Origin of the sequence: Pseudonocardia ailaonensis (assembly GCF_039531635.1) — a bacterium.
GTDB lineage: Bacteria > Actinomycetota > Actinomycetes > Mycobacteriales > Pseudonocardiaceae > Pseudonocardia > Pseudonocardia ailaonensis.
This window is the reverse complement of record NZ_BAAAQK010000005.1, coordinates 555,619-572,775: the sequence shown is the minus strand read 5'-3', so window position 1 is coordinate 572,775 and position 17,157 is coordinate 555,619. Positions and strand designations below refer to the sequence as shown.

Genomic DNA, 17,157 nt, shown 5'->3' with positions numbered 1-17,157 from the left:
ACCGACGGATCCGGGGCGCCACGCGGGGCGGGCGGGCACGGGTCCGACTTCCTTCCGGGCGCGGGGATGCGTGCCGGAAGGCTCGTCACCGAGCAGGGGCGTGCTTCCGGCCGGTCCGCACCGACCGACCGGACGCGCCGGGCCGGCCCCGCCGGGCAGCCAGCGGGCCGGGGGCGGGGCGAGCGGTGGGACCGAGCTCGTCCCGGCTGTCCCGCGCCCGACCCGGACCGGAGCGAAGCGCTCGCTGAGGGGGCGTTTCACTCCGGTCCGGGTGATCTCGTCCGCGCTGCGGCCGCTCGCCGGCAGGGCCTCAGGTGTCGCTCGACGAGCCTCCGCCGGTGGAGCCGCCGTTCGAGGTGCCGCCGGTGCTCGAGCCGCTGCCGGTGGAGCCGCCCGTCGCGCCGCTGTCGCTCTGGCGGGCGGCGATCTGGCGGCTCGCCTCCTGCATCCCCGCCTCCACGAAGGGCGCGGCCATCCCGCCGGAGGCGGTCCGGGCGAAGGGGGTCATCGCGGCGGCCATCTCCGTGGCCGGGTTCGCCGGCACCGGGGACGGGGCCGCGAAGGGCGACGAAACGGCGGGAGCGGGAGCCGCGGAGCGGGCCGCAGGGGCGGACGAGCTGCCCGAAGCCGCAGCACCGCCCGAACCAGCACCGCCCGAACCAGCACCGCCGCCTGAACCAGCTGAGCCCGAACCGGTCGCGCGACTCGAGCCGGCAGCACCACCCGAGCCTCCGGAACCGCCCGAGCCCGCCGCACCACCCGAACCCGACGCGCCACCCGAACCGGCAGCCGAGCCACCGGAGCCTGCGGCTCCGCCAGCACCACCCGAACCTCCGGAACCACCCGACCCTGCCGAGCCGCCCGAGCCTGCGGTGCCCGAGCCGCCCGGGGTCGAGGCACCCGCCTTGCCTGCGCCGCCGCCACCGCCTCCGCTTCCGCCCGAGCCCGCGGCCTTCGCCTTCTGCCCGCCGCCGGCGGCCCTGCCCGCCGGCGCGGCCGAGCCGGACCCGGAGCCCGAGCCGCCGGACGAGCCCTTCGCCCCGCCGAGGGTCTCCCCGGCCGCCTCGCCGACCCCCTGGACCGCGCCACCGACGCCCTCGCCGGTCTTCTCCACGGCCCCACCGACACCCTCGCCGGCCTTGCCGACGGCGCCGCCGGCCGCCTTGCCCGTGTCCCCGACCGCACCACCGGCGGCCTTGCCGGCGCCACCCACCGCACCGCCCGCCGCCTTGCCGGTGTCCTCGACAGCGCCACCCGCCGCCCTGCCGGTCCCGGCGACGGCGCCACCCGCGGCCTTCCCGGTGTCCTTCGCGGCATCTCCGGCCGCGGCACCCGCCCCCGAGCCCGCACCGGCTCCCGCGCCCGATCCGGATCCGGATCCGGATCCGGGGGCCTTGCCGCGGTCCTTCTCCGACGCCTCGTCGAGCGGGCCCCGCGGATCCGGTGGGCCGCTCGTGCCCACGGTGGATGCGGGGTTGTGCTCCTCCTCCTCGCGCCCGTGCGCGAGCGGCGGGCGGGAGGCGCCCGTGGTCGGCGACGGCGTCCGGGAGGGATCGCCCTTGCCCAGCGCGACGACGTCCGCGGCCACCTGGTCCGTGCGGTCCGACTCGGCCCGCTCGTCCGGCAGGGGCCCGCGGGTCGCGGCGTCGACACCCTCGCGCAGGGTCGCGACCTGCGTCTTCACCGCCTCCCGGTGCTTCGCGCGGACCTCGCGCTGCTCGGTGAGCGCGGTCGACCAGGCCGGGTCGGCCTGCTGCGGCGGATCGGCCAGGAGCTGCTCGATCGCGGCGAGCTGGGCGTCCGCCTTGCGGAGCTCGTCGGCGCTGCGCTCCAGCTCGCGGTAGCTCTCCAGCTGTGACTGCAGCGTGGCCCGCTGCTGCTGGAGGACCTGCTTGCGCTCCTGCAGCCTGCGCACCGCGACCGGCGCGTCCCCGCTCGCGCGGCCGCGCTCGCTGCGCCGCCACTCGTCCTGGGCCTGGTCGATCGTGTCGAGCTGGCCGGAGATCGCGGTCAGGGCGATCTCGGCACGGCCGGCCCACTGCTCGTCCGTCGTGGGCCCGGCGGAGATGGGCGCCACGGGCGCCTGGCCGGGCACGGCGACGGTCATGACGTACCCGCCCACCAGCACCGCGGTCGCCCCGAGCACGGCCACGGCCCGCTTGCGGCGCACCAGCGCACGGGCCCAGCCGGACGCGCCGGCGAGCACCTGCTGCGTCCGACCGGGGGCGTCGGCGGCGCCCACGGGCGGCCCTCCGGGCGCTCCGGGCCGACCGCCCGGCCCTGCCTCGCCGACCAGGGCCACGCGCGCCGGCATCGGCTCACGCAACCACGGGAGCGTCTCGGCGACACGGGGATCCGCGGCGGTCTGGGCCGCCGTCCGCCGCAGCCGGCGCATCGCCATCCGGTGCGCGGCGCTGCAGTAGAGCCGCGCCGGACGCCCGTCCACCGACCCGACGGGCACCCCGCAGCCGGGCAGCGCACACCGTGCGATCCCCGCCGCGTCGGTCCCGCCGCCCTCGTCACCGTGCTCGCCCAATCCGGCCTCCTCGTCCTCGACGACTGGATCGCCGCGCGAACGCGGGACGCTACGCAGCCGAATGCCGCGATCACGCTCCGGAGAACGGTCTAGTCAGGACTCATCTGACGGGGAACGCCCGTTTCGGCACGTACCGTGCATGCCGACCGGTTCCGGTGCCACCGAGCGCGAAGGCCGAGGTTGCTCGCCGGTGAGGGAGAACACACGAAACGCCCGCCCTCCCCGAGGGGAGAGCGGGCGTCCTCTGTGGAGCGGACTCAGTAGCTGGGCAGCGAGGGGTCGACCTGCTTGACCCAGGCCAGCACCCCTCCGCCGACGTGCACGGCGTCGGCGAAGCCGGCCTTGTGCAGCACCGAGAGTGCCTCGGCCGAGCGGGCGCCCGACTTGCAGTGCAGGACGATCGGCTTGTCCTGCGGCAGCTCCGAGAGCACCTCGCCGGAGAGGATGCGGTCCTTCGGGATCAGGGTCGCGCCGGGGATGTTGACGATGTCCCACTCGTTCTGCTCGCGGACGTCGATCAGCGCGAAGTCCTTGCCCGCGTCGATCATCTCCTTGAGCTCGAGCGCGGTGATCGTGCTGCCTGCGGCGGCCTGCTGGGCGTCCTCGGACACCGTCCCGCAGAAGGCCTCGTAGTCGATCAGCTCGGTGATCTTCGGGCTCTCCGGGTCCTTGCGGACCTTGACCTGGCGGTAGGTCATCTCCAGCGCGTCGTAGATCATCAGGCGGCCGAGCAGCGGCTCGCCGATGCCCGTGATCAGCTTGATCGCCTCGTTGACCATGATCGAGCCGATGGCCGCGCACAGCACGCCCAGCACGCCGCCCTCGGCGCAGGAGGGGACCATGCCGGGGGGCGGCGGCTCGGGGTAGAGGTCGCGGTAGTTCAGGCCGAGCCCGTTCGGGGCGTCCTCCCAGAACACCGAGGCCTGGCCCTCGAAGCGGAAGATCGAGCCCCAGACGTACGGCTTGCCCGAGAGCACCGCGGCGTCGTTCACCAGGTAGCGGGTGGCGAAGTTGTCCGTGCCGTCGAGGATCAGGTCGTAGTCGGCGAAGATCTCCATCACGTTGGAGGAGTCCAGCCGCGTCTGGTGCAGGCGCACCTCGACGTACGGGTTGACCTCCTTGATCGAGTCCCGCGCGGACTCGGCCTTCGGGCGCCCCACGTCCGACTGGCCGTGGATGATCTGGCGCTGCAGGTTGGACGAGTCGACCTCGTCGAACTCGACGATCCCGAGCGTGCCCACCCCGGCCGCGGCCAGGTACAGCAGCGCGGGCGAGCCGAGGCCGCCGGCGCCGACGACCAGGACCTTCGCGTTCTTCAGCCGCTTCTGCCCGGCCATCCCCACGTCCGGGATGATGAGGTGGCGGCTGTAGCGCTCGACCTCGTCCTTGGTCAGTTCGGCGGCCGGCTCCACGAGCGGCGGTAGCGCCATGTCAACAGCTCCCTGGGTCTTCATGCGTGTCTAGAGAGCGGCAACGCGCTCGTCCGCCTGCATCTTCCCATCCGCGACGGACTCCCAGAACGCGCCGACCGCGGCGGCCACCCGGTCCGGCACCTCGATCTGCGCGATGTGCCCGACGCCGGGCAGCACCAGCAGCCGCCCGTCCGGCAGGGTCCGGGTGGTCCGCTCGGCCAGCCGCGGGTTCACCAGCCGGTCCCGGTCGCCCCAGATCACCAGCGTGGGCACGGGCACGCGGGCGGCGGCCCGCCACAGCCCCGGCCCCATCCAGCTGCGGAACATCCCCATGGCGGAGCGGTCGATGGCCTGACCTGCCCAGGGCTGGTCGAACCGGGCCCGGATCTCGGCGGCGGTCTCGTCGAGCCGGACGTCCGTGGCCCGGGTCGGATCGCCGAAGCACAGCTCCATCACGGACTCGGCGCGCTGGCGCGGGGTGGCCGCGGCGAGGCTCGCCCGGGCGCGGGCGCCGACCGGGCCCGGCAGCCAGGCGAGCGCCATCCGGGGATCGGACATCCGGCGCGGGTCCGGGCGGCGGTCCGGCATCGCCGGGGAGATCAGTGTGAGACTGCGCACCAGCTCCGGGCGCCGGGCCGCGACCAGCAGCGACACGATCCCGCCCAGCGAGTTGCCCAGCAGGTGGACCGGCTTCCCGCGGCCGGCGAGCCAGCAGAGCAGCGCGTCGGCGTGGCCGGCGGGCGTGTAGTCGCAGGACGGGACGGGCCGCGTGTAGCCGAACCCGGGCAGGTCCACCGCGATGCCCGACGCGCGGGGCGCGAGCTGGCCCGCGACGTCCGTCCAGTTGGTCGACGAGCCGGACAGACCGTGGACGTAGACGGCCTCCGTGGCGCTGTCCCCCGGCGTCTCGCGCACGTGCAGCGTGACGCCGCCGGCCGTGATCTCGCGGGCCGGCCAGGCCGGCTGGTGCTCCGGCATCGGGGGCAGGGACGCGAGATCGCCCGCGAGCGCCGGGCGGGGCGCCGGGATGGACCGCGGGTGAACGAGCGGCAGCGAGAGGAAGGCCACCCGTCGAGGATGACAAGAACCGGGCCGTCCCGGCCACCCCGGGTCGCGAGAACCACTCCCCGGCCCTCGCCGGATACCCCCCGATGGTATGTTCGGGCGGGCAGCGAGGAGGAGACACGATGCTCACGGCGGTACGGCTCGGCAGCTACGCCGGCGTGCTCGGCCTGGTCTTCGGCGCCGCATGGGGCGCCGGTTCGCTCGTCGGACCCACCGGGCCCGCCGCGCCGCCCGCCGTCACCGCGGCCCCGACGCCGGGAATGGCCGGGATGTCGGCGGATCACGCGATGACCGAGCCGGACCGGCCGGTCGCGCCCGGCACGAACGGGCTCTCCAGCACCGCCGCGAACTACACGCTGCGCCCGGCCGCCACCGTGCTGCCGGCCGGCACCACCACCCGTCTCGACCTGGTGATCGTGGCCCCGGACGGGCAGCCGGCCACCGCGTTCACCGGCGCGCCGATGCAGCTGCTGGTCGTCCGGCGGGACGGAGCGGGCCTGCAGGTCCTGCGGCCCACGATGGCGCCGGACGGCACCTGGAGCACCCCGCTGAGGCTGCCCACCGCGGGCGCCTGGCGGGTCATCGCGTCGTTCACCGCCGAGGGCGAGGATCCCGCGGTCCTGGGTGCGGACGTCTTCGCCCCCGGCCCCTTCACCCCGCTCACCTTCCCGCCGGCCCGCGCCGCGGAGGTCGACGGCTACCAGGTCCGGCTCGACGGCGACCTCGAGGCCGGGATGGCATCGGCGCTCTACGCCACGATCAGCAAGGGCGGGCGGGCCGTCACCGACCTGGAGCCCGAGGGTGGCGCGTTCGGGCAGCTCGTCGCGCTGCGGGCCGGGGACCTCGCGTACACGCCGATCACCGCCCAGACCCGCGGCGCCGCACCCGCGGACCGCTCCGGGCCGGCCATCGCCTTCACCGCGGACCTCCCCACGGACGGGACCTACCGGGTCTTCCTGCTGTTCCGGCACGCCGGGGAGATCCACACCGCGGACTTCACGGTCACGACCACGGCGGCCCGATGACGACCACGGACCCCGACCCCGCCACCGACGCCCCCGCCGACCTGCGGATCGAGCTGCGGATCGGGGGGATGACCTGCGCGTCCTGCGCGAACCGGGTCGAGCGCAAGCTGAACAAGATGGCGGGCGTCGTGGCCTCGGTGAACTACGCGACCGAGAAGGCGAAGGTCAGCTACCCGGCGGGGGTCTCGCCGGAGGAGCTGGTCGCCACGGTCGAGGCCGCGGGGTACACGGCGATCCTGCCGACGCCGGATCCGGAACCCGGCTCCGACGCCGCCGGGGAGCCGGACCCGGCCCGCCCGCTGCGGGACCGGCTGCTGGTCAGCACCGTGCTGGCGGTGCCGGTGGTCGTGCTGTCCATGGTCCCGGCGCTGCAGTTCACCAACTGGCAGTGGATCTCGCTGGCGCTGGCCGCGCCCGTCGTGGTGTGGGGCGCGCTCCCGTTCCACCGGGCGGCCTGGACGAACCTGCGCCACGGCGCCGCGACGATGGACACGCTCGTCTCGCTCGGCACGATCGCCGCGCTGGCCTGGTCGCTCTACGCGCTGCTGTGGGGCGGCGCGGGGATGCCCGGCATGACCCATCCCTTCGAGCTGACCATCTCCCGCGGCGGCGGCACGGACGCGATCTACCTCGAGGTGGCCGCGGGCGTCACCGTGTTCATCCTGGCCGGGCGGTGGTTCGAGGCCCGCTCCAAGCGGACGGCCGGGGCGGCGCTGCGGGCGCTGCTCTCGCTGGGCGCGAAGGACGTCGCCGTGCTGCGCGACGGGTCCGAGGTCCGCGTCCCGATCGACGACCTGGCCGTCGGGGACCGGTTCCTCGTGCGGCCCGGCGAGAAGGTCGCCACGGACGGCACGGTCGTCGAGGGCCAGTCCGCCGTGGACGTCTCGATGATCACCGGCGAGTCCGTGCCCGCCGAGGTCTCCCCCGGCTCCGCCGTGATCGGCGGGTGCGTGAACGAGGGCGGGCGGCTCGTCGTCGAGGCCACCCGGGTCGGGGCGGACACCCAGCTCGCGCGGATGGCGCAGCTCGTGGAGGACGCGCAGAGCGGCAAGGCGGCGGTGCAGCGGCTGGCGGACCGCATCTCCGGGGTGTTCGTGCCCGTCGTGATCGCGCTCGCCGTCGGGACCCTCGGGTTCTGGCTGGGCAGCGGGTCCGGGGCGGCCGCCGCGTTCACCGCCGCGGTGGCCGTGCTGATCATCGCCTGCCCGTGCGCGCTGGGCCTGGCCACGCCCACCGCCCTGCTGGTGGGGACGGGCCGGGGCGCGCAGCTCGGCGTCCTCATCAAGGGGCCGGAGGTCCTGGAGTCGACGCGCAGGGTCGACACGGTCGTCCTCGACAAGACGGGGACGATCACCAGCGGCGCGATGACGCTGGTGGACGTGCACGTCGCCGGCCGCGAGTCGCGCGAGCAGGTGCTGCGCCTGGCCGCCGCGGTCGAGGACGGCTCGGAGCACCCGGTGGCGCGGGCGGTCGTCGCGGCGGCGCGCTCTCGGTTCGGCTCGCTGCCCGGTGTGTCGGACTTCGAGAACCGGCCCGGCCTGGGTGTGCAGGGCGTGGTCGCGGAGCTGGCCGAGCTGCCCGGCCTCCCCGAGCCCGTCCGCACGGCCACCGGTACCGCGCCGATCACCCCGGCCGGCGGCACCGGGCGGATCATCGCGCACGCGATCCTCGTCGGCCGCCCGTCGCTGCTGGAGGAGTACGGGATCCTGCTGCCCCGCGAGCTCGTCGAGGCCAAGGAGCGCGCGGAGGCCGCCGGCCGGACCGCGGTGTGCGTGAGCTGGGACGGATGGGCCCGCGGCATCCTGGTCGTGGCGGACGCGCTCAAGCCGACCAGCGCGGACGCGATCGCGCGGCTGCGCCGCCTCGGCCTCACCCCGATCCTGCTGACCGGCGACAACCGGGCCGCGGCGCGGGCCGTCGCCGAGGAGGCCGGGATCGACCCGGCGAACGTGATCGCCGAGGTGCTGCCCGAGGACAAGGTCGGCGCGGTGAAGAAGCTGCAGGCCGAGGGCAGGACCGTTGCCATGGTCGGGGACGGCGTCAACGATGCCGCGGCGCTCGCCACCGCCGACCTGGGGCTGGCCATGGGCACCGGGACGGACGCCGCGATCGAGGCGAGCGACCTCACCTTGGTGCGCGGGGACCTGCTCGCCGCAGTGGACGCGATCCGGCTCGCCCGGCGGACCCTGCGGACCATCCGCGGCAACCTGTTCTGGGCCTTCGCCTACAACGTCGCGGCGCTGCCGCTGGCCGCGCTCGGCCTGCTCAACCCCATGATCGCGGGGGCGGCGATGGCCTTCAGCTCGGTGTTCGTGGTGGCCAACAGCCTGCGGCTGCGGGGCTTCCGGAGCGCGGTTCCCACACAGCGTTGAACGCGACATCCCACGATCGTGGCTACCGGCCGGTAAAGTGACCGGGCACGACGCGGCACGAAGGGATCGAGCATGAGCGAGCCGGGGACCACCCAGGCGCCCCCACGGGGGGCCCGCCTCTCGCGGAGCGCCCGCCGCGCCCAGCTCCTGGTGGCGGCCCGCGACGTGTTCGCCGCGCAGGGCTACCACGCCGCGGCGATGGACGACATCGCCGAGAAGGCGGGCGTGAGCAAGCCCGTGCTCTACCAGCACTTCCCCGGGAAGCTGGAGCTCTATCGGGCGCTGCTCGCCACCTATGCGGACGAGCTGGTGGAGCGGGTCCGGGACGCGATCGGCCGCACCCAGGACAACCGGGAACGGGTGCACGCCGCCGTCGCCGCGTACTTCGACTTCGTGGCCGGCGAGGGGCACGCCTACCGGCTGGTCTTCGAGTCGGACCTGCGCGGGGAGCCCGAGGCCGCCGCCCTGGTCGACGGCGCGCTCACCCGCTGCATCGACGCCGTGGCCGCCGTGGTCACCGAGGACGCCGGCCTGGACGATCGCCGCGCCCGGCTCATCGCCGTCGGGCTGGTGGGCCTGAGCCAGGTCACCGCGCAGTACTGGCTGGACTCGGACCAGACCGTGCCGCGGGACGAGGCGGTCGCGCTGATGTCCTCGCTGGCGTGGAAGGGCATCGCGGGCTTCCCGCTGGTCCACGAGTAGCAGGGTCCGCCCGGCCGCCCCGAGAGCCCTGGGGCGGCCGGGCGAGTTCACCGGCACCCGGGTGGCCCGAGTGCCGGTGAAGGGCACGTGGGCAGCCCGGGTGGCGGCGGTCCGGAGTCAGGCCGCGCGGGTCGCGGCGGCGGTGCGGGCGAGGGCCTCGATGCGGGCCGCCACTCCGGCGGTGCGTTCCAGCGGGAGCATGTGGCCCGCGTCCGGGAAGATCGTCAGCTCGGCGTCCGGGAGGCCCTCGCGGATCCTCCTCGCGAAGCGCGGCGGCGTCAGGCGGTCCTTCGTCCCGGCCATGATGTGCACCGGGACCCGCGCGTAGGCGGCCAGGGCGGCGTCGCGCTCGTGGGCCGAGAGGGTCGGGCGGAAGCCGGAGACCGTCTGCGGGCGGCAGTGCGCGATCACGTCCGTGGTGGTCCGCAGCGCCTCCCGGTCCGGGTGCGGGCCGAGCAGCAGCCAGCGGATCCCCGGGGTGAGCAGCCGCGGATGGGTGCTCAGCGCCTCGCGGGCGGCCCAGCCCTTCGAGCCGTAGAGCCGCTGCTCCCCCGCCCCCACCAGGGCGGACAGGCGCGGCGGCAGGCCGAGGGTCAGGTCGCCGAGCCCACCGCTCGCCGTCGCCACCAGGGCCAGGCCGGCCACGCGGTCGGCGACCAGGTCGGGGTGCCGCTCGGCCAGCGCCATCGCCGTCATGCCGCCCATGGAGTGCCCGGCGATCACCAGCGGCCCGCTCGGTGCGGCCTGCGTGATCACCGCGGCCATGTCGTCCGCGAGCTGCTCGAGGGTCATCGTCGACGGGTCGACGGCACCGGAGCGGCCGTGCCCGCGGTGGTCGAAGCGCACCACCCGGTGGCCGCGCAGGATCTCGGCGACGGGCGCCCAGCACGTCTCGTCGAGGGTCCAGCCGTGCGCGAGCAGGATCGTGACCTGCGAGGCCGGCCCGGTCGCGACCACGTGCAACGGGGTCCCGTCGGCCGCCTTCATACGAGGTAGGCCTTGCGCCACAACAGCTCCGTCGGCCCGCCGATCAGGTCCTGCTCGCGCAGGAACTCCACGCACTTGGCCGCCGCCCAGCGCAGGGTCTCCTGCCAGTGCGGGTTGGCCAGCGCGGCCTTGCGCCCCACGGCGGGGTCGATGCCCACGCTCGCGTAGACGTCCGGGTGGATCAGGTTCCGGGCGACCACGAAGGCGATGCGCGCCAACAGGTACCGGCCCACCGCCCGCTGCGCCCGGTTGGTCCTCGGCATGATCCGCGCCAGCTCCTCGCGGGCGTAGCGGACGTGCCGGGCCTCCTCGGTCACGTGGATCCTGTTGACCATCCGGGTGAGCGGCTGGACCGTCTCGTCCCGCATGGACTCGCGCTGCAGCCGGTCCAGGATCTCCTCGACGAACAGGGTGCCGCCGAACATCGCCGGCCCGGAGCCGATCGTCTTGAACAGCCGGCCGAGCTCGTGGGTCAGGCCGGACGGCGCGTAGTCCGGCACGCCGTACCGCTCGGTCATCTTCGCGAACATGATCGAGTGCCGGCACTCGTCCGCGATCTCGGTGAGCGCGTACTGGATGTGGGCGCGGCGCGGGTCCCGGTCGTAGGCGTAGCGCAGCAGCATCTGCATCAGGATGATCTCGAACCACAGCCCGATGCGGGCCACGCTGCACACCTCGTGGACGGTCAGCGTGCGGCGCTGCTCCTCGGTGAGGCCGGCCCACAGCTCTGTGCCGTAGAGCGAGCTGCGGTGCTCCGGGATCCCCCACAGGCCGTCGACGAGCGGGGCGTCCCAGTCGATGTCGAGGTTCGGCTCGTAGGACTTCTCGACCGACGAGCGCAGCAGCCGCTGGGCTGTCGTCTCGCGGTCGTTCAGGGTGCGGGTCATGCCGCGCTCCTCTCGCTGGTCAGGGAACTGCGGCCGGTCAGCCGGCGGACGAGCCCGGCGGCGAGCGGCGACGGGTCGAAGTGCCCGGAGGCGGCCTGTGCGCGCATCCGGCGGACGACGCCGCGGCTCACGATCCCCGGCAGGTGCCGGCCCGCCCACAGCTCGACCTGGCCGGCGAGCGTGCCGGCGGTGTCCCGCGGCGGCCGCGCGGCCGCGAGCGCCCGGACCACGGTGCCGACGATGTCGTCGACCGTCTCGGCCCGGACCTGCCCCTCCAGGGCCAGCCCGACCGCCTTGCCGGCCTCGTGGATCGGGGTCCGCACGTAGCCGGGATAGACGGTCGTGACGTGCAGGTCCGTGCCGTACTCGACGCGCAGCGCGTCCGCGTAGGCGGCCATCCCCCGCTTGGCGACGCTGTACGCCGACACGAACGGCAGCGTGACGTAGGCGAGCTCCGAGGACACGAAGACCACCCGGCCCTTCCCGCCCCCGTCCAGGAGCGCGGGCAGCGCGGCGGCGGTGACCCGCCAGGCGCCGAGCAGGTTGGTGTCGATCACCCTCAGCGCGTCCGGGTCCAGGGGGCCGCCGGCGTCGTTCGGGGTGCCGATCCCCGCGTAGTGGACGACGGCGTCGAGGCCACCGAGGGTGCGAACCGCCTCCGCCACGGCTCGCTCCACGGAGGCGGTGTCGGTGACGTCGCACTCCACGATCCCGTCCCCGGCCACCCGGTCCAGCCCGACCACCTGTGCGCCCTCCGCCCGCAGCCGGGCGACGGTGGGGGCACCGAACCCGCCCGCGGCACCGGTCACGAGGATCCTGTGGGGCTGGGACACGACTCGATCCTCTCCGTCGGGAAAAGCTTGATGTTACCGCCGGTAACTGTTACCACTGGTAACGTGCCGCAGGACGAAGGATCTGTCAAGCCCGGGGGAGCCCGCGCCGCGCGCCGGGCCGAGCGCCGCGCCGAGATGGTGGAGGCGGCCATGGCCGCGGTCCGCGAACACGGCCCCGGCGTGTCCGTCGCGGAGATGGCGGCGAGCGCCGGGATCACGAAGCCGGTGCTCTACCGGCACTTCACCGACCGCGCGGACCTCCAGCTCGCCGTCGGCCGGCGCGCCGCCGAGGACCTGATGGCCAAGATGGCGCCCGCCCTGATGGAGGACCTCGCGCCCGTCGACCAGATCGCCGGGGTCGTCGACGCCTTCCTCGCCGGGATCGAGGAGGAGCCCCAGCTCTGGCGCTTCGTGGTGCACAACACCGTGGAGCGCGAGGCCGGCGGCGAGGTCGTCGAGGACGTGCGGGCGCAGATCGCCCAGCTGCTCGCCCAGCTCATCGGGGCCCGGCTGCGCAGCGCCGGGAAGGACTCCGGTGCGGCCGAGGCATGGGCGTACGGGCTGGTCGGGATGGTGCAGAGCGCCGGGGACTGGTGGCTGGAGCGGCAGACGATGAGCCGCGCCGACCTGACCCGCTACCTCACCGCACTGATCTGGAACGGCGCCGCGGGAGTCCTGGGCGAGGAGGGTGCACCGGGCAAGGTGCTGCAGCTGATCCCGAAGGAGGGCACCGGTGGATGACGAGGACTACGCCGGGCCGGCGACGCTCACCGTGGGCGCCCGGACGGTCGAGGTGCGGGTCCGCCTGATCGCGCGGACCGAGCCGCAGGACGGCCGGGTGCACTGGTTCGGCCGGACCGAGGCGACCACCGCACTGGAGGCCGGGGACGTGATCGTCACCACACCCGTGGGGAGCGCGGCGGGCCGGATCGGCGACGTCGACCTGTGGGGCCGCTATCGGCTGGCCGGCGTCGGGACCCCGCCGTTCCCCTGCCCGGAACCGCCCTCCGACTGACCGAGGGCCTGCCCGGGAACCTGACCGGAGTCCTCGGCGGCCGCGAGCTCCGCCAGCCGGGCCGCGTGCAGCCCGTGGCCGCCCGCGCGGGCGAGCTCCAGCGCCCGGGCGGCGAGCGCCGGCGCGCCCGGGTCGCCCGTGGCCGCCGCCAGCTCCGCCTCCGCCAGCCGGGCCTCGAAGTGCCCCAGCCCCGGCCCGGTCGCCAGCGCGCGCTCGACCAGGGGGCGGGCGGCGGCCGGGGCGCAGGACGCGATTGCGACCAGGGCGGACCGCGCCGCGGCCCAGCTCGCGAAGAGCGTCAGCGATTCCCCCGCGATCTCCGCGGACCGGGCGAACTCGTGCGCCGCCGCGTCGAGGTCCCCCGCGGCCTGCAGGGCGATCCCGGCCGCCCGGTGCGCGGTCGCCGTCCAGCCGCGGTGCCCGGCGGCGGTCGCCAGGTCCAGCGCCTCCCGGGCGTCGGCCAGGCCGCCGGCCGCGTCGCCCGCCTCCGCACGGGACTCGCCGCGGTGCCACAGCGCGTACGCGAGGCCCTCGACGGCCCCGAGCTCGCGGGCCAGCGCCACCGCCCGGTCCGCCTCCGCAGCGCCCTCGGCGGGCCGCCCGGCCATGGTGATCCCGTGCCCGCGGGTCGAGCGGGGCGTGATCACCCGGAACAGCTCGCCGGAGTCCTCGAACAGCTGCGCGACCCGCTCGAACAGCGCGATCCCGTCCCCGACGCGACCCTCGAGGAAGGTGGCCATCGCGCGGCCGTCGAGGATCCGAGCCACCCCACCCGCGTCGCCGAGTCGGCGGTACAGCGCGAGCGCCTCGGCCGCCCGGTCCGCGGCACGGTCGGCCCGGTCGAGGTTCATGTCGAGGATGGCCGCCGTCTCCAGCGCGAACGCCCGCTCGGCCCGGTGCGTCCCCGCCTCGACGACGGCCAGCTCCGCCAGCTCGGCGGCCCGGCGGAGGTCCCGGGCCCCCGAGGTGAGCATGGCGAGGCGGGCCAGCCGGCGCGAGCGGCGCCCGCCCGCGCGCAGCGCCGCGCCGAGGTCCTCGGCGGCGCCCTCGGTGTCCCCGCGCAGTGCGCGGGCCTCGGCCCGCAGGTCCAGCAGCGCGGCCCGCTCGACGACGAGATCGGCGCCGGGCCCGGAGTCCAGGGCAGCCAGCCCGGTGCCGGCCAGCCCCTCGGCCTCCCCGGCGGCGTGCTGGCCCAGCGCCCGGGCCGCTGCGCGGGCCGACGCCCGGGCCGCCGACCGGGCGTCCCCGGCCGCGCGGTGGTGGCGGGCGGTCTCGGCCGGGTCGGGGCCGCCGCTCTCCAGCGCGGCGGCGAGCAGCCCGTGCAGCCGGGTCCGCTCGGCGGCGGACAGGGCCCCCGACACCGTCTCCCCGACGAGGTCGTGCGCCGGTGCCCAGCCCTGCTCCCCGCAGCGCACGAGCCCGGACGCGCCGAGTGCGGACAACCCCGCGAGCACGGCGCGCGGATCCCGCCCGCTCGCGGCGGCCAGCAACGCGGCCCCCGCCTCACGGGCGAGCAGCGTGCGCAGCCCCAGCACTTCGGCCTCGGCCAGCGGCACCTGCGCCACCCGCCGCGTGAGCGCCCGGCTGCGGCCCGCGCGGCCGAGCTCGGCGGCCAGCGCGACGGCCTCCGGACCCACCCGCCAGGCCCCGGCCCGGCCGTCGACCGCGCCCCGCCGGGCCAGCTCCCGCACCACCTCGGCGACCGCGAAGGGGCTGCCGTCGGTGGCCGCGACCAGCGTCCCGGCGAGCTCCGGCGCGGCGGTCGCCGCGGTGAGCTCCGCGGCCGTGAGGGGCCCGGGCACGAGCCGCCGGACCGTCCGGCCGGCGGTGACGCCGTCGAGCACGGCCGGGTCCGTCTCGTCGGGCCGGCAGGCCAGCACCACCGCGAGGGCGGGCACACGGGCGAGCACGGACCCCAGGAGCACGACGCTGCTCGGGTCCGCCCACTGCAGGTCGTCCACGACCAGGACCGCGCCTTCGCCGGTCACCCGCCCGACCACCCGGACCGCCCCGGCCAGCAACAGCGCCCGGCGGCTCTCGGCGTCGAGGCCGACGCCGGGCACGGCCAGCTCGGGCAGCACCGTGGCCAGGCCCTCGCGGATCCGCTCCGGCAGCGCCTCGGCCGCGCCGCCGTCGAGCGCGACGGCCTCCTCCAGCACAGTGCGCGCGAGCGACCAGGTCTCGGCCCGTTCGGCCGCGAACGCCCTGGCCTGCAGGACCGGCACGCCGATGCCCCGCAGCGCCTCCCCGACCAGCCGGCTCTTGCCGATCCCGGCCGGACCGGCGACCACGACCACCTCCCGGCGATGGACCGCCCGGCGCAGCCCGGCCAGCTCGGCCTCCCGCCCGGTGAAGGGCAGGGTCGCGGGGTGGCGGGAGGACTGCAGTGCGGGAGGCGGCGCGGCGGGACGCGGCGCGGCGGGCACGGCCGGGCCACCGGCGCGGAGCAGCTCCAGGTGCAGCGCCGCGGCCTCGGGACCGGGCTCGACGCCCAGCTCGTCGGCCAGCCTCGCCCGCAGCGCGGCCACCTCGGCGAGAGCACCGGAGCGGTCGCCGGTCGCCGCCCTGGCCCGGGCCAGCAGCACCGCGGCCACCTCGTGCAGCGGATCGAGGGCGACCGCCTCGGCGGCCGCCCGGACGGCCTCGGCGGGTTCCCCGGCCCGCAACGCCGACCGGGCGGCGAGGTCGAGCAGCTCGGTGCGGGTGCGGTGCAGCCGGCCCCGGCAGGCCATCGCCCAGTCGGCGTCCCGGTCCTCGGGGAGCGGGTCGCCCCACAGCGCGAGGCCCGCCGACGCCGCGCGCAGGGCCTCGGCCGGCTCCGCCGCGGACCGGGCCCGGCGCAGCGCCGCGTCGAGCTCGGCGATGTCGGTGTCGACCTCGCCCAGCACGTACCCACCCGATCCCGTCCGGACCAGATCGTCGCCCGCGGCGCGGCGGGCCCGGTTCACGAGCACGGTGAGGTTCGCGACCGGATCGGCGGGGGCCCGCACCGGCCACAGCGCCCCCACGGCCGTGTCGTGCGTGACCAGCGTGCCGCTGTGCACCGCGAGCAGCCGGACCAGCGCTCGCACCTTCCGTCCGCCGAAGGCAGCGGGCGGGATCTCGGCCTCGGCCCGCACCGCCGCGAACCGGCCGAGCAGCTGGAGTCGGACCTGGGCCGGCACGGGGGAATCATCCCGTTCGACGGCCCTCGTGACCAGGGCCGATCGGGACCGCAGGGAACGCTAGGACCCCGTCCTACCGTCGCTCCGGCAGCGAGCGAGCGAGGTCAGGAGGACCCGATGAGCGAGCACGAACAGCAGGACTTCGCCACCCCGGACGAGGTGCGCGAGTTCCCCCACGGCCGGATGGACCTGGTCCGGATCGGCGGGGCGGAGATCGGCCGGCTCACCCTGCAGCCGGGCTGGCGGTGGTCCGCCGACGTCCGCCCGATCGCGGGCACCGACCTGTGCGAGGCGCCGCACTTCCAGTACCACGTGTCGGGCGTACTGCGGGTGCGGACCGCGGACGGCACCGAGTTCGACGCGCTACCCGGGCAGGTCACCGCCCTGCCCTCCGGCCACGACGCGTGGGTCGTCGGCGACGAGCCGGTGGTCGTCGTCGACTGGTGGGGTGTGTCGACCTACGCGCAGGCCTCGTCATGAGCGACGCGCTGGACGCCGTCCGCCGCTTCCAGGAGGCCTTCGACGCCCACGACGTCGACGCCGTCATGGCCGCGATGACGGAGGACTGCGTGTTCGAGGACACCGCGCCACCGGACGGGCGCCGCCACGTCGGGCAGGCGGCGGTCCGCGCCGCGTGGGAGGCGCTGTTCACCGGAAGACCCGCCTTCCGGGCCGAGGAGACCATGGCCTGCGGGGAGCACGTGGTGGTCCGCTGGCACTACGGGTTCGACGGCGGGCACGTCCGCGGCGTCGACCTGTTCCGGGTCCGCGACGGGCTGGTCGCGGAGAAGCTGGCGTACGTCAAGGGCTGAGCCCGTGGGGACCGGCCACACGAACGGCACTCTCGCGCGGGCCGCACGAGAGTGCCGTTCGTGCAGAAGGGCCGGGATCAGCTGCCGAAACCGACCTTGGACGCCGACGACGGCGCGATCTCGATGTAGGAGATGCGGCTCGACGGGACCAGGTAGCGGCGGCCCTTCTCGTCCGTGAGCGTGAGCGTGGCGTCGGCGGACTTCAGCGCCTCGTTGACCAGCGCCTCGACCTCGTCGGACGTCTGTGCGCTGGACACCACGAGCTCCCGAGGGCTCTCCGCGATGCCGATCTTGACCTCCACCGGAGACCTCCTGGTGACGTACGGGGTGGATGAACCGGCGCCCAG

15 protein-coding genes are annotated in these 17,157 nt (G+C 75.9%); 7 read left to right on the top strand and 8 right to left on the bottom strand.

From position 1 onward, the window contains the following. Nucleotides 1-310: 310 nt before the first annotated feature. From ABD324_RS11480 to ABD324_RS11470, 3 genes are all read right to left on the bottom strand, one after another. Complete coding sequence (locus tag ABD324_RS11480; protein ID WP_344415378.1) at nt 311-2,536, bottom strand: hypothetical protein; 2,226 nt, start codon at nt 2,534-2,536, stop codon at nt 311-313. A gap of 257 nt (nt 2,537-2,793) precedes the next feature. Beyond that, on the bottom strand, nt 2,794-3,966 hold the full coding sequence (gene moeZ / locus ABD324_RS11475; protein ID WP_344415376.1) for an adenylyltransferase/sulfurtransferase MoeZ: 1,173 nt from the start codon (nt 3,964-3,966) through the stop codon (nt 2,794-2,796). A gap of 30 nt (nt 3,967-3,996) precedes the next feature. Continuing rightward, a complete protein-coding gene (locus ABD324_RS11470; protein ID WP_344415374.1) occupies nt 3,997-5,016 on the bottom strand; it encodes an alpha/beta fold hydrolase in 1,020 nt (339 codons plus the stop codon). A 119-nt stretch (nt 5,017-5,135) separates the two neighbouring features. Here ABD324_RS11470 and ABD324_RS11465 point away from each other — a divergent pair, with 119 nt between their 5' ends. From ABD324_RS11465 to ABD324_RS11455, 3 genes are all read left to right on the top strand, one after another. Further along, entirely contained in the window at nt 5,136-6,038 is a 903-nt protein-coding gene (locus ABD324_RS11465) for a hypothetical protein (protein WP_344415372.1), read from the top strand. Next, nucleotides 6,035-8,410 (top strand): heavy metal translocating P-type ATPase, encoded by a 2,376-nt coding sequence (locus tag ABD324_RS11460; RefSeq protein WP_344415370.1) that lies wholly within the window; start codon nt 6,035-6,037, stop codon nt 8,408-8,410. The genes ABD324_RS11465 and ABD324_RS11460 overlap by 4 nt, the downstream gene beginning before the upstream one ends. Nucleotides 8,411-8,482: 72 nt before the next feature. Continuing rightward, a complete protein-coding gene (locus ABD324_RS11455) occupies nt 8,483-9,112 on the top strand; it encodes a TetR/AcrR family transcriptional regulator (protein WP_344415368.1) in 630 nt (209 codons plus the stop codon). 117 nt (nt 9,113-9,229) lie between these two features. On the opposite strand, the gene ABD324_RS11450 is transcribed toward ABD324_RS11455, so the two are convergent. From ABD324_RS11450 to ABD324_RS11440, 3 genes are read right to left on the bottom strand one after another with little or no spacing between them, the layout of a single operon-like run. Next, nucleotides 9,230-10,099 carry an alpha/beta fold hydrolase gene (locus ABD324_RS11450; protein WP_344415366.1) on the bottom strand — a complete coding sequence of 290 codons (870 nt, stop codon included), beginning with the start codon at nt 10,097-10,099 and terminating at the stop codon, nt 9,230-9,232. After that, nucleotides 10,096-10,986 (bottom strand): AurF N-oxygenase family protein, encoded by an 891-nt coding sequence (locus ABD324_RS11445; protein ID WP_344415364.1) that lies wholly within the window; start codon nt 10,984-10,986, stop codon nt 10,096-10,098. Before ABD324_RS11445 ends, ABD324_RS11450 begins: the two co-directional genes overlap by 4 nt. Beyond that, nucleotides 10,983-11,819, bottom strand: coding sequence for an SDR family NAD(P)-dependent oxidoreductase (locus ABD324_RS11440; protein WP_344415362.1), 837 nt, complete (start codon nt 11,817-11,819; stop codon nt 10,983-10,985). Before ABD324_RS11440 ends, ABD324_RS11445 begins: the two co-directional genes overlap by 4 nt. A gap of 63 nt (nt 11,820-11,882) precedes the next feature. On the opposite strand from ABD324_RS11440, the gene ABD324_RS11435 reads away from it, so the two are divergent. After that, complete coding sequence (locus ABD324_RS11435) at nt 11,883-12,560, top strand: TetR family transcriptional regulator (protein ID WP_344415360.1); 678 nt, start codon at nt 11,883-11,885, stop codon at nt 12,558-12,560. After that, nucleotides 12,553-12,834, top strand: a complete 282-nt coding sequence (locus tag ABD324_RS11430) for a DUF4873 domain-containing protein (RefSeq protein WP_344415358.1) — start codon at nt 12,553-12,555, stop codon at nt 12,832-12,834. Before ABD324_RS11435 ends, ABD324_RS11430 begins: the two co-directional genes overlap by 8 nt. Here the strand turns inward: ABD324_RS11430 and ABD324_RS11425 are convergent. Beyond that, nucleotides 12,774-15,998, bottom strand: coding sequence for an ATP-binding protein (locus tag ABD324_RS11425; RefSeq protein WP_344415355.1), 3,225 nt, complete (start codon nt 15,996-15,998; stop codon nt 12,774-12,776). The genes ABD324_RS11430 and ABD324_RS11425 overlap by 61 nt on opposite strands. Nucleotides 15,999-16,115: 117 nt before the next feature. Between ABD324_RS11425 and ABD324_RS11420 the strand changes: the two genes are divergently transcribed. Together ABD324_RS11420 and ABD324_RS11415 are read left to right on the top strand one after the other, a co-directional pair. Further along, nucleotides 16,116-16,478, top strand: coding sequence for a cupin domain-containing protein (locus tag ABD324_RS11420; protein ID WP_344415353.1), 363 nt, complete (start codon nt 16,116-16,118; stop codon nt 16,476-16,478). Then, nucleotides 16,475-16,810: a nuclear transport factor 2 family protein gene (locus ABD324_RS11415; protein WP_344415351.1), complete on the top strand. Its 336-nt coding sequence runs from the start codon at nt 16,475-16,477 to the stop codon at nt 16,808-16,810. Before ABD324_RS11420 ends, ABD324_RS11415 begins: the two co-directional genes overlap by 4 nt. Nucleotides 16,811-16,887: 77 nt before the next feature. Here ABD324_RS11415 and ABD324_RS11410 read toward each other — a convergent pair whose 3' ends face one another. Then, the gene (locus ABD324_RS11410) at nt 16,888-17,112 is read right to left on the bottom strand and encodes a DUF3107 domain-containing protein (RefSeq protein ID WP_344415349.1); all 225 of its coding nucleotides are present in this window, start codon (nt 17,110-17,112) and stop codon (nt 16,888-16,890) included. Between the last annotated feature and the right edge of the window lie 45 nt (nt 17,113-17,157).

Excerpts from the sequence above, each read along its gene's own strand:
- moeZ (WP_344415376.1), bottom strand. The coding sequence starts at position 3,966 with ATGGCGCTACCGCCGCTCGTGGAGCCGGCCGCCGAACTGACCAAGGAC.
- ABD324_RS11465 (WP_344415372.1), top strand. The coding sequence starts at position 5,136 with ATGCTCACGGCGGTACGGCTCGGCAGCTACGCCGGCGTGCTCGGCCTG.
- ABD324_RS11460 (WP_344415370.1), top strand. The coding sequence starts at position 6,035 with ATGACGACCACGGACCCCGACCCCGCCACCGACGCCCCCGCCGACCTG.
- ABD324_RS11455 (WP_344415368.1), top strand. The coding sequence starts at position 8,483 with ATGAGCGAGCCGGGGACCACCCAGGCGCCCCCACGGGGGGCCCGCCTC.
- ABD324_RS11450 (WP_344415366.1), bottom strand. The coding sequence starts at position 10,099 with ATGAAGGCGGCCGACGGGACCCCGTTGCACGTGGTCGCGACCGGGCCG.
- ABD324_RS11445 (WP_344415364.1), bottom strand. The coding sequence starts at position 10,986 with ATGACCCGCACCCTGAACGACCGCGAGACGACAGCCCAGCGGCTGCTG.
- ABD324_RS11420 (WP_344415353.1), top strand. The coding sequence starts at position 16,116 with ATGAGCGAGCACGAACAGCAGGACTTCGCCACCCCGGACGAGGTGCGC.
- ABD324_RS11415 (WP_344415351.1), top strand. The coding sequence starts at position 16,475 with ATGAGCGACGCGCTGGACGCCGTCCGCCGCTTCCAGGAGGCCTTCGAC.